Annotated in this window: 14 protein-coding genes; 3 read left to right on the top strand and 11 right to left on the bottom strand. The window is 64.6% G+C overall.

Annotation, left to right across the window (positions count from 1 at the left end; genetic code table 11):
- Positions 1-156: 156 nt before the first annotated feature.
- From ACLIVD_RS20035 to ACLIVD_RS19985, 11 genes are all read right to left on the bottom strand, one after another.
- Positions 157-588, bottom strand: coding sequence for an ester cyclase (locus ACLIVD_RS20035; RefSeq protein ID WP_491930510.1), 432 nt, complete (start codon positions 586-588; stop codon positions 157-159).
- Between the two features lie 212 nt (positions 589-800).
- Positions 801-1,904, bottom strand: coding sequence for an NAD(P)-dependent alcohol dehydrogenase (locus ACLIVD_RS20030; RefSeq protein ID WP_491930509.1), 1,104 nt, complete (start codon positions 1,902-1,904; stop codon positions 801-803).
- Positions 1,901-3,427, bottom strand: coding sequence for an aldehyde dehydrogenase family protein (locus tag ACLIVD_RS20025; RefSeq protein WP_283353223.1), 1,527 nt, complete (start codon positions 3,425-3,427; stop codon positions 1,901-1,903). The genes ACLIVD_RS20030 and ACLIVD_RS20025 overlap by 4 nt, the downstream gene beginning before the upstream one ends.
- 28 nt (positions 3,428-3,455) lie before the next feature.
- Complete coding sequence (locus tag ACLIVD_RS20020; RefSeq protein ID WP_141476709.1) at positions 3,456-3,860, bottom strand: SCP2 sterol-binding domain-containing protein; 405 nt, start codon at positions 3,858-3,860, stop codon at positions 3,456-3,458.
- Positions 3,861-3,909: 49 nt separating this feature from the next.
- Positions 3,910-5,463 carry a long-chain-fatty-acid--CoA ligase gene (locus ACLIVD_RS20015; protein WP_283353222.1) on the bottom strand — a complete coding sequence of 518 codons (1,554 nt, stop codon included), beginning with the start codon at positions 5,461-5,463 and terminating at the stop codon, positions 3,910-3,912.
- A 506-nt stretch (positions 5,464-5,969) separates the two neighbouring features.
- The gene (locus ACLIVD_RS20010; RefSeq protein ID WP_005262669.1) at positions 5,970-6,671 is read right to left on the bottom strand and encodes a TetR/AcrR family transcriptional regulator; all 702 of its coding nucleotides are present in this window, start codon (positions 6,669-6,671) and stop codon (positions 5,970-5,972) included.
- Between the two features lie 94 nt (positions 6,672-6,765).
- Positions 6,766-7,149 (bottom strand): Zn-ribbon domain-containing OB-fold protein, encoded by a 384-nt coding sequence (locus ACLIVD_RS20005; RefSeq protein ID WP_269592827.1) that lies wholly within the window; start codon positions 7,147-7,149, stop codon positions 6,766-6,768.
- A gap of 25 nt (positions 7,150-7,174) precedes the next feature.
- Positions 7,175-8,338, bottom strand: a complete 1,164-nt coding sequence (locus tag ACLIVD_RS20000; protein WP_491930508.1) for a thiolase family protein — start codon at positions 8,336-8,338, stop codon at positions 7,175-7,177.
- A gap of 38 nt (positions 8,339-8,376) precedes the next feature.
- On the bottom strand, positions 8,377-9,609 hold the full coding sequence (locus ACLIVD_RS19995; protein ID WP_283353221.1) for an NAD(P)/FAD-dependent oxidoreductase: 1,233 nt from the start codon (positions 9,607-9,609) through the stop codon (positions 8,377-8,379).
- Positions 9,610-9,613: 4 nt separating this feature from the next.
- Positions 9,614-9,808 carry a ferredoxin gene (locus ACLIVD_RS19990; protein ID WP_491930507.1) on the bottom strand — a complete coding sequence of 65 codons (195 nt, stop codon included), beginning with the start codon at positions 9,806-9,808 and terminating at the stop codon, positions 9,614-9,616.
- Positions 9,805-11,037 (bottom strand): cytochrome P450, encoded by a 1,233-nt coding sequence (locus ACLIVD_RS19985; RefSeq protein ID WP_283353219.1) that lies wholly within the window; start codon positions 11,035-11,037, stop codon positions 9,805-9,807. Before ACLIVD_RS19985 ends, ACLIVD_RS19990 begins: the two co-directional genes overlap by 4 nt.
- 180 nt (positions 11,038-11,217) lie before the next feature.
- On the opposite strand from ACLIVD_RS19985, the gene ACLIVD_RS19980 reads away from it, so the two are divergent.
- From ACLIVD_RS19980 to ACLIVD_RS19970, 3 genes are all read left to right on the top strand, one after another.
- Positions 11,218-12,873 carry a fatty acid--CoA ligase gene (locus ACLIVD_RS19980; RefSeq protein ID WP_491930506.1) on the top strand — a complete coding sequence of 552 codons (1,656 nt, stop codon included), beginning with the start codon at positions 11,218-11,220 and terminating at the stop codon, positions 12,871-12,873.
- A gap of 71 nt (positions 12,874-12,944) precedes the next feature.
- A complete protein-coding gene (locus ACLIVD_RS19975) occupies positions 12,945-13,973 on the top strand; it encodes an LLM class F420-dependent oxidoreductase (protein WP_164065596.1) in 1,029 nt (342 codons plus the stop codon).
- 333 nt (positions 13,974-14,306) lie between these two features.
- Positions 14,307-15,404, top strand: coding sequence for an NAD(P)-dependent alcohol dehydrogenase (locus tag ACLIVD_RS19970; protein ID WP_491930505.1), 1,098 nt, complete (start codon positions 14,307-14,309; stop codon positions 15,402-15,404).
- Positions 15,405-15,421 lie beyond the last annotated feature (17 nt).

The raw sequence follows: 15,421 nt of genomic DNA, 5'->3' as shown, positions 1-15,421 counted from the left end.
CCGCGATGAGGTCAGCATTTTCCGGTAGCTTTCGGGGATGAGATGGCAACGGATGCTGAGCATTCCGCGGCGTTCCCACCTGCAGCGCAGGAACAATCGGCGGAGCTGTTTGGTGTCGATCCGGGGATTTCCCCGATGTGATTCCTGGCCAGAGGTTCAATCCAGTGCAGACAGTTGGGTGAGGAAGTCGTGGTGGTCGTAGTGGACGGTGTAGTTCTTCACCCGACCTTCGGCGAGTGTCCAGAATTCTCCCAGGGTGATGTCGAGGGATCGCCCCGTCGGTGGGATGCTCGAGCCGTCCGGCAGCGGGAGGTCTTCCGTGTGCGTCCCGGTCACGCGCAATTCGAAGGCGATCTCGTCGCCATCGACCACAACGCGGCGTGGATGATGGCGGAGGTCGGGAAACGTCGCGAAGAACCCCGCCATCCACAGGCACACATAGGGGGCACCGACCTGAGTGAATCCAGGAGCGACAATCTCGCACTCGGGATCAAGCATCGATTCGACCCGGTCGAAATCGTGCGCATCGACGTAGGCAAAGAAATTCTCTATGAAATCAGAAGTGACAGCAGGGGTGTCGATAGACATCGAGTCAGATCCTTCATGATTGAACACGGTGATGTGTTAATGGATGGGGTTTGTGTACCAATGGTTGGGGCGTGGTCCTGAGCCCGGAAAGGCACTGCGCCGGTCGGTGCGAGGTGGCGTGGGCGGTCCCGTTGCGGACCGCCCACGCGGCGTCACAGACAGGAGGGACACTCTCGCCACGATGATCGAACGTGTTTCCCGGTATCCAGTGTTCAGTCGAACACGATCACCGGTTTGATGACGGAACCCGCGGCGGCTGCCGCGATGGCCTCGTTGATTTCCGGCAGTGTGTAGGTCTCGATCAGTTTGTCGAAGGGGAACTGTCCGTTTTTCCACAGATCGACCAACTGGGGGATGAACTGGTGGGGGTCGACGTCGCCTTCGATGACCCCGGTGAGTGTGCGACCGAGTAGTAGGTGGCCTTGGTCGATCACGATGTCGTTTTCGAGGCCTTGTAGTCCGAGGGTGGCGCAGATGCCTGGGGAGCGCAGCACTGCCAGCGCCTGTTGCACGACGGACTCGAGCCCTACGGCGTCGACGCTGAAATCGACACCGTTGGCGCTGATGTCGGTGACGGCCCACGCGATGTCGTCGATCGCATTGGGGTCGAGGGTGTGGGTGGCGCCGAGTTCGGTGGCCAGGTTCAGACGTTCCGGATTCGGATCGATTGCGATGATCGGTGTGCAGCCGAGCGCTTTGGCCGCCATGAGAGCGCTGAGCCCGACCGCTCCTAGACCGAACACGGCAATGCTCTGCCCGGGTTTTGCCCGTAGGACACTCATTACGGTGCCGGCCCCGGTTTGCAGGCTGCAGCCGAGGGGCCCCAGCAGGTGTAGGGGCAAGGATTCGTCGACCTTGACGGCGTTGCGTACGCTCGCGACGGCGTGGGTTCCGAATGAGGATTGGCCGAACCAGTTGCCGTGGACCGGTTCGCCGTCCCGGCTCATGGTGGTCGAGCCGTCCAGGCGTGTGCCGAAGTAGTTCAGCGCCGCGAACAGCTCGCAGTAGGCCGGCCGACCCGAGGTGCATTGAGTGCACGTTCGGCAGGAGTCGAAGCTGACCACGACGTGGTCACCGGGTACGAGGGTCGTCACCTCGGCCCCGACCTCTTCGACGATCCCGGATGCTTCGTGGCCGACCACCGCCGGCAAGGGCAGGGGAACACCGCCACGCAGAGCGGTGAGGTCCGTGTGGCAGATCCCGACGCCGGCGACGCGGATCCGGATCTCGTCCTCGGCGAGCGGACCGACCTGCACATCGACAACCGTGAGCTTCTCGTCCGGCGCCTCGAACAGCGCGACACGTGCGTGGGTCATCGGTCCACCGCCGACTGGGCCGCGGGCAGGACGAGGTCGTACACCTTGCGATCGAGGGAGCGTGAGAGGTCGACGTGGACGAACTTCTCCTCGGTGTACTCGTCGAGCGCGTGGGGTCCGAGTTCGCGGCCGTTCCCGCTCTGCTTGTAACCGCCGAAGGGGTAGAGAGCGTTGACCATGTGCCAGTCGTTGATCCAGACGGTGCCCGACTCGATTCGCGCCGCGACGTCGAGTGCAGCCTCGAGGTCTTCGCTCCACACCCCGGCCGACAATCCGTACTCGGAGTCGTTGGCGATCGCGACGGCGTCGTCGACGGTGCGGTACTTCAGAACCGACAGGACGGGACCGAAGATCTCCTCACGGGCGATGCGCATGTCGGGCGTGACATCGGTGAAGATCGTCGGGCGCACCCAGTTCCCCTGCTCGAACTGCGCTCCGGTGGGCGGTTCACCGCCGAACGCGAGGGTTGCGCCCTCCTTCTGGCCGATTTCGATGTAGTCCAGAATCCGGGCATGTTGCTCCGCGGAGATGACCGGGCCGATGTCGGTGTCGAACTCAGACGGGTCGCCGACCTTGATGGTCGCCGCCCGCTGAACCAGGCGGTCGACGAATTCGTCGTGCAGGCTCTCGGGCAGCAGCAACCGGGTTCCCGACTCGCACGCCTGACCGGCGTAGAGGAAGCAGGCGAAGAGTGCCCCGTCGACCGCGGAGGCGATGTCGGCGTCGGCGAGCACGATGTTCGGTCCCTTGCCGCCGAGCTCGAGGGTGACCTTCTTGATGTTCTCCGCGGCGAGCTTGCTGATCTCCCGGCCGACCGCCGTCGACCCGGTGAAGGCGATCTTGCGTACGTCCGGGTGGGCGGCGAGACGGGCTCCGACTTCTTCACCGGCACCGGTGACGATGTTGAGGACACCTTTCGGCAGCCCGGCTCGTTCTGCGGACTTGGCCAGTTCGAGCAGGGTGAGGGGCGTCTTTTCGTCGGGCTTGAGCACGATGGTGTTGCCGGCCGCCAGGGCGGGACCGAGTTTCCACACAGCAAGCAGCAGCGGGAAGTTCCACGGCACGATGCCGCCGACCACACCGATCGGTTCCCGGCGCACGATCCCGGATGCCAGTGTGGGGTAGGACAATTGCGGACCGGATCGTTCGAATTCGTAGGTGCGGGCCAGGTCGGCGAAGTACTGCAGGTGCGAGATCGAATACCCGACGTGGAAGGCCATTGCCTGGCGGATGGTGACGCCGTTCTCCTTGACGTGCAGAGCGACCAGTTCGTCCATGCGCTCGGACAGGTCGGCGACCATCGCCGACAGGATGTCGGCGCGTTCGTCCGGCGTCTTCGAGCGCCACTCGCCCCGGGCGTGGGCGGCTTGGGCTGCGGCGACCGCCTGGTCGAGGTTCTCGACGGAGCCGCGGGCGGCGGTGGCGACCAGTTCGCCGTTCGCGGGGTCGATGATGTCGAACGTGCGGTCGGTATCGACCCAATGACCGTCGATGAACTGGGTGTAGTGCGGTGTGGCTGTCATGCGATGTCCTTGCTCGGGTGCCGGGGGATCAGCTGTGCTGGGCGTCTTTCTCGGCGACCAGGTTCTTGTAGATCGGGAACAGCGGCTTGGAGATCGGAATCAGCTTGAGGATCTTCGACACCGGGCCCTTGGCCTTGACCTGGCCCTTGGCCAACCCCACCGCCACGTTGTACTCACCGCGCCAGAACTTGTTGCCGTTGTCGGCGGACATCGCCAACCGGACGTCCGGGATGAGGTCGTTTTCGCCTTCGATCACCTCGATGCCTTCTGGCTTCAGTGCGACGGTGATCGACGAATCGGGGTTGGTGTAGTCGAGTCGGAGGATGATGTCGGCTTCCTTGAGCGCCGGGCCGGCGGTCGGTTCGTCGTTGGCTGCGCGGAAGACTCCACCCAGGTAGCGGTAGACCTCGGCGGCGTCGGTGAAGTAGCTCATGGTGGTGTCCCTTTCGGATGGGTAGTGGTGTGTGCTGACCGGATTGGAGTCAGACCGATCGGCTGCGGCCCGCCCAATGGGGTGCGCGTAGATCGCGTTTGAGGATCTTTCCTGTCGCGTTGCGCGGCAGGCTCGGAACGATGTCGATGGTGCGGGGCCGCTTGTACCCGGCCAGATGAGCGGCACAGAAGTCGAGCAGTTTGTCTTCGTCGATGTCGGTGCCGCTGTCCGCGACCACGACCGCGCGGACCGCTTCGCCCCATTTGTCGTCGGGGACGCCGATGACGGCGACTTCCGCGACGCCGGGGAACTCACTGACCACGCGCTCCACCTCGGCGGGATAGATGTTCTCGCCGCCGGAGATGATGACGTCCTTGACGCGGTCTTCGACGTAGTAGAACCCATCGGGGTCCCGTCGGCCGGCGTCGCCGGTCTTGAACCACTCACCATCGAAACTGGCGGCGGTGTCCGACTCGCGCTGCCAGTATCCCGTCATCACCTGCGGTCCGCGGATCTGGAATTCGCCGACCTCACCGACGGGCACTTCGTCCCCGAAGGCCGGATCCACCACCCGGACCTCGACACCCTCGATCGGTTGGCCTGCTGCGCGGAGGCGTTCGGGCCGGGCGGAATCGCGGTGGTGCTGCGGCCCGAGTACACAGAACACTCCGGACGCCTCGGTCATGCCGTAGACCTGGTAGAAGTCGACGTCGAAGGTGCTCATCGCCTCTCGGAGCAGGGCTTCGGGCATGGGTGATCCGCCGTATCCGAGGCAGCGCAGCGACCGGAAGTCCAGTGCGGACACACCCGGAACCTGCAGGAAGAACCGGATGACAGCGGGGACGAAGAACGCATGGGTGACCGACTGGCGGATGATCTGATCCAGAACCATCGCGGGAACGACCTCACGCACGAGGACCGTCTCCGCGCCCTGCGACATCGCGGCCAGCGCCCAACTGGTGCCGCCCACATGAAACAGCGGCATGGCCACCATGTTCACGCTGTCCCGGGCGAAGCCGAAGGCAGCGCTGGCCGCAATGCTGTGCGCGCCCACGGAACGGTGCGTCAGCATGGCCCCTTTCGGGTGCCCGGTGGTGCCGGAGGTGTAGAGCTGCAGGAAGCAATCCTCCGGATGGGTTGGATGAGCAGTCTCGCGCGGCGGGGCCTTGCCGAGCCATGCCTCGTACTCGTCCGCCTCACCACCGAGCACGATGATGGTGCGCACGTGGTCGAGGTTCGGCTTGATCGTGTCGATGACATCGACGAATTCGGCGCCGAGGATCAGCAGTTCGGCACGGCTGTCGTTGATGACGTAGGCCAATTCGGACGGTGCGAGGCGGTAGTTCAGTACCGCGTTCACCGTTCCGGCCACGGCGCACGCCAGCGTGGTCTCGAGGCTGGCGGGGTGATTCTTGTCCAGGAACGCGACCCGGTCACCGGGCGCCAGCCCGAGTGCGGACTGTGCTGCGGCGTTACGCCGCACCCGGTCCGACAACTGTTGCCACGTCCACGACTCTTCCTCGAATCGCAGCGCGACTCGGGTGGGATCCTGCGATACCCAGTATGTGATCGGGTCGAAGACATGGTGGATGGGTGAAGCCATCAGGCACCTCTCGAGGGGGATTGTTCAGTCCATTTCGCCCGGCTCAACTAGTGACCGTACGCACGGTCAGTAAAGCAGAATCGTGACGTGCAGCACAAGGGGTCACCGAAGAATTTGGCCGGAAGAACCGAATATGGAGAGCTCTCGCCTCCGGGGCTATCCAGTCGGGGCGCTGTGCCGAGTGCCCAGTGGGGACACTTATCGGAAGGAATGTGATTTCTGTTCGTAAATCCTTGCCACGCAAAGAGGTCCGGATCGTATGCGCGTTGATCCCAGGGTCGGTGCGCATGCATATGCGCGGCCGCCTGACTACTCATGGCCCTGGTATTCAGCGACCCGACCCGGTGCAGGAGTTCCGCGTGGCGGGAGAGAGTCTCGACACGGATGGGCCCAGCACCGAGTGGTGACCGATGCCCCTTTTCCCCGCTAGGTGCCGCTGAACTGGCGGGCGTGGTCCACCGTCGTCGTGGCGCGAGCGTTGGTCTCGCCGCGACGCGGTGTAGTGGTCAGGATGCAGGGAGCCCGCTGCCGGATTCGGCGGACGCTTCGAGCAGGCACTGCCGCGCAGTCTGGGCGGCCAGGCCCTTCGGATCCGCCAACGCCGGAAGCGCTGCGCGACGGACCAGGAGGCTGCCCAGCACGAGATCGACCAGTGCTGCCCCGACCTCTTCGGCGGATTCGTCACCGCTCGGGTCGAACCAGGTGTAGGCCCATTGCGCGGATCCGAACATCAGCAGTGACTGAATCCGCAGATCCGTTTTTCGAAGCCGTCCCGCGGCGATTCCGGCTTCGATCACGTCACGCACCAACTGGATGTATTCGGCGCGTAGTTCGAGTCCCTCGGTGTCGATATCGAGCGCTGCCAGGCGCATGACCTCGCGCTGGAACGCGATCGTGGCGTCGCGGTCGTGCTCTTGGTAGAGGATGAACGCGAACAGCAGTCCCGCGAGTTGCTGCTCGGGATGATCGAGTTTGCCGATCAGTAGCTTCGCTTCGGTGAGGCGGCGGCGCATGTAGGACGTGTGCAGGGCGGCGAGCAGGCGATCCTTGGTGCCGTAATGATGGACGATCGTGCCCTTGGAGATCGACAACTCGTTGGCAATGTCGCTCAGGTTCGTCCCGTCGTAGCCGAACTGCGCGACGTTGTGCGTGAAGACCTCGAGGATCTCGTTGGCTTTTCCGGCCAGCCGGGTACCGGCCTTTGCCATCGCGCTACCTCCACCTCGTTCACGGTCCTGATTGTGCAGTCAGTCTAAGCGCTGTGTGATCAGTCGTGGATTCGGCGCACCGTCGATGTGATGGTCAGGTGGCGAGAACGAACATGGGAATCGCTTCACCGTCGACAAATTCGGTGATGCGCAACCGCACCGGTGTGCATACCGGGACGTCGGACGCGGTGGCGACGTCGAGGATGCGGCTGGCAAGCCACGGTCCTTCTCGGAGCTCGACCAGCGCAAGGACGGTGGGCTCGGGCGCACTCGCGTGGTCGACGACTGCGGACACCACCACCCCGTCACCAGTGGAGCCGACCCACGTGAGCTCGTCGCTGTGGCATGAGCTGCAGCTGAGGGTGTCGGGCCGGCCGATATGCCCACAACGGGTGCATGACCGCAAGATCAACCTGCCCTCCCGGAGGGCATCGAAGTACGGTGCCGAGGTCTCGTCCCGGACGGCGGAAAATTTCATCGTGTTCCTTCTCCGTTGCTGGTGTTCACGCCGAGTTGGTGGCGAGAACCAGGGTGCCGTGGTGGTCGAGAATGCCGCCGTTGCCGCTGACGATGGCGGTGGCGTGCTCACGGATCTGCCGTCGGCCGCCTTCTCCTCGCAGTTGCGTGAGGGCTTCTATCAACGGGGTCATGCCCCACAGATAGAAAGAGGACAGTTGCCCGCCGCCCGTGTTGGTGGGCAGGGTGCCGCCGGGGGCGAGTGCCCCGCTGGCGGCTAGTTCCCCGGCTTCGCCCTTACCGCAGAATCCGTAGTCCTCGAGCGTCACCAGGAGGGTGTAGGTGTAGCAATCGTAGATTTCCCGCAGGTCAATGTCGTCGACGGTCATTCCGGCCATCCTCAACGCCGCCGGCCCGGATATGGCGGCGCCGGTCACGAGGCCGAAATCGCTGTCACGTTCGAGGACGTATCCCGGGTGGGCTTGGCCCCACCCGGGGACGTACACCGGGGTATTCGGTAGATCCCGGGCTCGCTCCGGGGTGGTCACCACGACTGCGGCACCACCGTTGGAGACGAGGCAGCAGTCGAGCAGATGTAGCGGTTCGACCACCCATCGCGACTGGTGGTACTCGTCCAGGGTCAACGGTGACCGCATCTGGGCCACCGGATTGTCGAGTGCCCACGCCCGCTGAGACACCGCCACGGCGCCGAGGTGGGAGGAGGTGAGCCCGTAGTGGTCCATGTAGCGGCGAGCGGCCAGTGCGTAGCGGTGATTGACGCTGGTGAACCCGGCTGCGGTCTCCGCGCTGCGGAACCCCGTCGCCGTCAGGGAGCTTGCCCGGTACGCGTGCGCTCCGCCGGTGTTCTGCTTCTTGGGGTCGTCGGCGAACACACACACCACCGTCTCGGCTTCGCCGGACAGCACCGCCTTCGAGGCCTGGGCGATCATGATGGCGGCCGAGGCGCCGAAAGCATTGATCTCGCTCAATAGTCGCAAGTTCTCGAGCCCCAGAGTGCGGGCGAGGGTCAAATTCAGATCGGTGCCCGCGCGGGCGTTGACCAGCAGTCCGTCGACGTCGCCGAGGGACAGTCCGGCGTCGGCGACAGCCAACCGGACCGCCTCCGCGGCGAAACCACGCGCGGTCTTCCCGAACACCTTGCCCACTTCGGTGAGGCCGTATCCGACGATGGTGGCGTTGCGCTCTGGCATCGACCCTCTTTTCTGCAGTGTGTCCGGGTGCCCTTGTGTCAGCGGCCCGCGTCGAGCGCCGCGTCCTTGTGCTGGCGAGTGCGCGCGTAGTCGAGCGCTTGCTCCCAGCTCGCACTCTTGGCGATCAGGGCACGATATTTCATGATGTGGGTCTGGTGGTCGAGGGCCAGCGCGCCCACGACCCGGTCGCCGCGCCGGTAGAGCGCCACGAACTGGCCGTCGTCGAGATGTCCGGTAACAACGCGTATTTCGTCGGCCTCGGGCACTCCCACGAACTGAATTCGGGTGTCGTACCAGTCGGACCAAAAATACGGCACGGTGCTGTACGGCTTCGCGGCTCGTGGGTCGAGTGCGTTGCGGACGGCGAGGGCTCCCTGCTCGGCGGCACTGGTCCAGTGCTCGAGCCGCATGGATGCCTCGAAGAGCGGATTGTGCCAGCGGGCGACGTCGCCGGCGGCGTAGACCCCCGGCAGCGAGGTCGCCATGGTTTCGTCGCAGACGACACCGCGGTCGAGAGTGATACCCGAGGTCTCGAGCCACTCGGTGGCGGGGTCCGCACCGACGCCGACCACGACCAGATCTGCCTCGAGAGTTGATCCATCCGACAATTGCACCGCCTCGACATGTCCGTTGCCGAGCACCTTCTCGACCCCGACGCCGCAGCGCAGATCCGTTCCGTTGCGCCGGTGAAGGTCCGCGCACGCACGGCCCATGTCCGTACCGATCGCGCGCACCAGGGGAACCGGCAGCGACTCCACCACGGTGACATCCAGGCCTCGTTTTCGTGCCCCCGAGGCAACCTCGGAGCCGATGAATCCGGCACCGACGACCACTGTGCGAGCCCGGTTGTCGAGGGCGGCGCGGACGGTGACCGCGTCGTCGAGTGTGCGTAGCGTGACGACGCCGGCCATCGCGGCCGTGCCCGGCAGCATCCGCGCCGACGATCCGGTCGCGATGACGGCGATGTCGTAGGGCAGTGAGCCGTGCGAGGTGTGAATCACTTTCTCGCTCGGGTCGAGCCGGGTGGCGACGGTGCCGAGACGCAGGTCGATTCCCGCGTCGTCGAGGGCGCTGCGGGCACGGAAGGTGGTGTCCGGAGGGGTTGGTCCAGGGTCGAGGTACGCCTTCGACAACGGGGGGCGGTCGTAGGGCAGGTGTTCCTCGGCGCCGACGAGGGTCACCGATCCGGTGAATCCCGCCTTGCGGGCTGCCTCGGCGGCACGCAGACCCGCCAACGACGCCCCGACCACCACGAGATTCTGCTCGGGCATGGTCTCAGTCCTCGACAAGGGCGAGTGCCTCGGTCGGGCACCCTTCGATGGCGGCACGGACATCATCGATGTCGCGGTCATCGGTGTGCTCGCGCAGCACCAGCAATTGGCCGGGATCGTCGATTTCGAAGTAGTCCGGGGCGAGGGATTCGCAGATTCCGAGGCCGGTGCACTTGGTGCGGTCGACGCAAAGCTTCATGACGTGGCCTTTCCGAGGTGAACGGGAAGCTTCTTGATCCCATTGATGAAGTTCGACCGGAAACGGTCCGGCGGCCCGGTGACCTGCCAGTGCGGGAACCGCGCGAACAGAGTTTCGAGCAGCACCTTCGCCTCGAGGCGCGCGAGGCTGTTACCCAGGCAGAAATGGGTGCCGGCGCCGAAGGCAAGGTGATTGGCAGCGCCGCGGTCGATGCGGAACGTGTCCGGGTCGTCGAATTGTGCTTCGTCCCGGTTGGCCGAGACGTAGAACATGACCACCTTCTGTCCCTCGTGCAGCTGTTTGCCGCCGAGTTCGGTCTCCCGGGTCACCGTGCGCCGGAATTGCATGACGGGGGAGTGGAACCGCAGCACTTCTTCGATGGCCTTCGGCAGCAACGCCGGGTCGGTGGCCAGCTTGCTGCGCTCGTCCGGGTGCTCACTCAGCGTGAGGACAAAACCGGTCAGCAGGTTGCGCGTCGTTTCGTTTCCAGCGATGACCAGCAATTGGAAGAAGCGGTTGAGCTCTTCGGTCGACAGGCGGGCACCATCGACTTCGGCATTGACGATCAGTGACCACACATCGGAGCCGGGTTCGGCGCGCTTGGCCTTGGTGTGTGCGTTGGAATACTTGAACATTTCGATGAACGCAGAGAGGAAAGCCTCGCGCCCTCCATAGGAGGGGTCGTCGAGCCCGACCATCCGATTGGTCCAGTCGTAAAGCAGGTGCCGATCTTCCGACGGCACACCGAGGACGTCGGCGAGGACCCGCAGCGGCATCTCCGCCGAGACATGCTCGACGAGGTCGATCTCACCGTCGTCGGGCAACGCATCAACGATGGCGCGGGCGTGATCAGCGATGCTGTCGAGCATCCCGCGCACCATCTTCGGAGTGAACACCTTGCTGACGATCGACCGCATCTGCGAGTGGTCCGGGGGATCGAGGTTGAGCATCATCTGCTGCAGGGCCGCAAGATCCTGGGGCCGCTGATCACGCAGGAACGACGCGCCCTTGTGCGAGGAGAAGATGTCCGGATTCTTCGAGACCGTCATCACGTCGTCGTAGCGGGTGACTGCCCAGAAACCGGGGCCGCCGGCGAAACCCTCACCGGCAGGCTCCTCGATCCACGCCACCGGCTCGTGGCGACGGAGGTCGGCGAAGACCTCATGGGGAACTCCGTGAATGTACGCGTCGGGACTTCCGAGATCGGTGTGCAGGGCCGATAACGTCATGGCGTTTCCTTCGGGGCAGGGAGGAAGGGATGGACGAGCAGGAATCAGTACTTGACTGACCGTACGTACGGTCTATGGTAGGGAGTAGCTGTCCGTGGGTCAAGACCGGCTCGGTTCCGCAGTTCGGCCGACGGCGCAGCGGAACGACACTGATTCCCTCACCGCCAGGACGGACCTGCCATGCACAGCACCATGCAAGATGTCGACCTTCTCGTGTCGGATTTGTTCCTGCACGGGCTTCGCACGCATCCGGAGAGTTCGGTTCTGCACTATCAGGGCGGCGAGGTGCTGCGTCTGTCTTTTCGCGAATTCGGTTCCAAGGTAACTTCTCTCGCGGCAGGTCTGCGCCGCCTCGGCGTGTCCGGGGACGATGTGGTTGCTACGTTGTGCTGGAACAGCCCGGCGCATCTGGCTGCCTATTTCGCGGTTCCGGGAATGGGGGCGGTGTTGCACACACTGAATCTGCGACTGCACGATGATCAGATCGTCTTCATCGCCAATCACGCGGCGGACAAGGTGATCCTCGTCGATGCCGATCTGGTACCCCAGTTGCAGCGGATCATCGACCGCCTCCCCACCGTGGAGCACGTGATCATCGCGGGCGAGGCGGACCTGACCGTTCCCGCCGGTGTGCAACTGCACTGCCTCGACGACGTGCTGGATACCGAGACCGACTTCCGGTGGCCGCGCCTGCCTGAACGCAGCGCCGCCGCGCTCTGCTACACCACCGGCACCACCGGCGACCCGAAAGGCGTTGCCTACAGCCACCGGTCGATTTACCTACACAGCCTGCAGATCTCCACCGGCAGCGCCTTCGGATTCTCCGACGCCGACCGGGTCCTGCCGATCGTGCCGATGTTCCACGCCAACGCCTGGGGCTGGCCGCACGCCGCCTGGACAAGCGGGGCCGACATCATCCTCAACGACCGGTACCTCCAGATCAACCACCTGGCCCGCATCATCACCGACCTCGCGCCCACGGCTGCCGCGGCCGTGCCGACACTGTGGACCGGCCTCGACGAATACGCCCGCACGAACGCAGCCGACCTCACCAGCCTGCGGCTCGCCGTGTCCGGTGGCTCACCTCTCTCGGCCGCACTGGTACGGAGCATGGCGACCCACCACGGCGTCGCGTTGACGCAAGGGTGGGGCATGACCGAGACCAGCCCACTGCTCACCTTCTCCCGCCCACCCCGCAACACACCCGACACCGACCTCGCACAGTGGGCGAGCCTGACGGGGCGCATCGTCCCCGGAGTGCAGGCACGCATCGTCAGCGAAACGGGCGACGAGTTGCCATGGGACGGCCGGTCCGTCGGCGAAGTCCAGTTGCGCGGCGCGACGATCGCGGGCACCTATTTTCGCGCCGCAGCACCGGACAAGTTCGACGACGGCTGGTTGCGCACCGGCGACCTCGGGGTCTTGCACGATGGTGGGTGGATCCAGCTCAAGGACCGACTCAAGGACGGCATCAAGAGCGGCGGAGAATGGATCTCCACGGTCGAACTCGAAGATGCCCTGCTCGAGCACGACGCCATCATCGAGGTTGCTGTGATCGGCGTACCTGACCCGAAATGGGAGGAACGCCCCTTCGTCTGTGTCACCCTGGCCCCCGGCGCGACCGCCACCGCACCCGAACTTCTCGCCTTCCTCGACGGCAAGGTCGCACGCTGGTGGCTCCCCGAACGGTGGGCCTTCGTCGACGCCCTCCCCAAGACCAGCGTCGGCAAGCTCGACAAGAAGGACCTGCGCCGCCGCTACGACGCCGACGAGCTGGCGGTCAACGACCTCCGGACCACCCGGACGGGTGACAGCGTGCTTCCCCCGTCTCGGTAGACGCGACGACCGGATTCACATACCTCGACAACGAACCACACCCATGACGACGAAGTAAGGACAAGCAAACGATGAAATTGGGATTTCACCTGGGCTATTGGTCTACCGCGCCCTCAGACGACGAACGAGCGGCATTCTCCCTTGCGGAGAGTCTCGGCTACGACTCGGTCTGGACTGCCGAGACCTACGGATCCGACTGCTTAACCCCCTTGGCGTGGTACGGCGCCTCAACCAGTACCGTGAAGTTGGGCACCAACATCCTGCAAATGTCGGCGCGGACCCCAGCGGCGACCGCCATGGCGGCGATGACACTGGACCACCTGTCTCGAGGCCGCTTCATCCTGGGTCTGGGCGTCTCGGGGCCACAGGTCGTCGAGGGATGGTACGGGCAGCCGTATCCTCGACCACTCGCTCGCACAAGAGAATACGTCGAACTCGTCCGTAAGTTCGTGCGACGAGACGAACCCGTGAGTCACGATGGTTTGTTCTACCAACTCCCGCTGCAAGGTGGCTCCGGCCTTGGAAAGCCACTTCGGTCCATGATCCACCCCATTCGTCCCGAGATCCCGATCTATCTCGGGGCCGAGGGGCCCAAGAACATCGCACTCGCCGCCGAGATCGCCGATGGGTGGCTGCCGATCTTCTACTCGCCCCGAATGGACGACTTCTATCGAGCAGCGCTCGAGGAAGGATTCTCGAAACCCGGGGCCCGCCGATCTCTGAACGATTTCGACATTGCCGCGACGGTCCCCATCGTCATCGACGACGACATCGAGAAGGCAGCCGACGTTGTCCGGCCCAACATCGCTCTCTATGTCGGTGGAATGGGTGCCAAGGAAGCCAACTTTCACAATCAAGTGTTTGTGCGCATGGGTTACGAAGCGGAATGCGCGCACATTCAGCGTCTTTACCTGGAGGGGCGCAAATCTGAAGCAATAGCATCGGTGCCCCTGGCCATGGTCGAGGATGTCGCCCTTGTCGGATCACGAGACAAGATCAAAGAAGACCTCGTTCGATGGGAGAAGACGGCGGTCAAAACGCTGCTGCTTCAAGGCCTCGGTTACTCCTCGATCGAGGCGGTTGCAGAACTACTCGCGTAATGAGACGTGCAGCACGCGATGGAGCAGGGTAGCGCCCCGGTGGTCGAAAAGTGATGACCACATGTCCGACGAACTCCGAATCATAGTGTTGCTCAACTGCTTTACGTGACGGCCGCAGTGGGTGTCGTGACGACGATGGGGGATGGGCTCGCGCCGAGATCTCCTGGGCGTCCCTCATCGCGAATTCGTTGAGGAGGTGCTCGACGCGTCCTCGTAGTTCCGCACGATATCGAAACGCATGGACCTGGTCTAGCGAGCTCGCCAATTGCTATTGACCGTACAGGCGGTCAGCTGTACGTTCTGGTTACCGCACCGAACAGAGGGAGCTTTCCGATGCGCATCGAAGCCGCAGTGCTGCGCCACCACGACGCACCGTTCGAGATCGAGACGGTGGAGTTGGCCGACCCGACCGGTGGCCAACTACGGGTTCGCATCACCGGTGTCGGGTTCTGTCACACCGACGTTCTACCCAGGGACCCGTCGTTCCTGGCTCAGCCGCCGATCGTGGTCGGCCACGAGGGGGCCGGAGTCGTCGAGGAAGTCGGCGCTGGTGTCACCGGCATCGAGGTCGGCGATCATGTTCTGTTGTCTTTCGATTCCTGTGGGCTGTGCGAGAACTGTGTGGATGGGCACCCGGCGTATTGCTTCGCGTTCTTCGCGCGCAATCTGTCAGGCCGTGGCCCCGATGGCCCCGGCCCTCTCACCGACCTGAGCGGCAACGCCATTGCGTCACGGTGGTTCGGTCAGTCCTCCCTGGCCACCCACGCGGTCGTCAGTGCTCGGAACGTCGTAGTTGTCGACAAGGATCTGCCCCTGCACCTGATGGGGCCGCTCGGCTGCGGGATCCAGACCGGCGCCGGGTCCGCGCTGATCGCCCTGAAAGTCGGTACGGGGCACACGTTCGCCGTCTTCGGGGCCGGAGCGGTGGGTCTGTCCGCAGTCATGGCCGCCCGGGTCGCCGGCGCCTCCCGGATCGTCGCGGTCGACCTGCACACGAACCGACTCGACCTCGCCCTCGAACTCGGCGCGACGGACGTGATCGAGGGGGAAACGGACGACGTGGCCCGCCAGATCCGGAAGTTGACCGGTGGCGGCGTGCACGCCGCCCTCGACACCACCGGGGCCCCGCAGGTCATCGCGTCGGCGATCGACAGTCTCCGGCCCACCGGAACCGTCGGTCTCGTCGGCGCCGCAACCCGCGAACTGGTCCTCGCCCCGGCCGCGCTGGCAGCCGGGAAGAACATCATGGGAATCCTCGAAGGCGACGCCGTCCCGCAGCTGCTGCTGCCCCGCCTGATCGAACTCTGGCGCCAGGACCGGTTCCCGTTCGACCGGCTGATCCGCACCTACCCGTTCTCCGAGATCACCGCCGCCGAGGCGGACGCCGCCAGCGGCGCGACCATCAAACCGGTCCTCCTCCCGCATCCCTGACCGCGCACCACGACGAC

This window comes from Rhodococcus sp. G6(2025) (genome assembly GCF_058628105.1).
The sequence above is the reverse complement of the archived record's forward strand: the minus strand, read 5'-3'. Positions and strand labels throughout refer to the sequence as shown.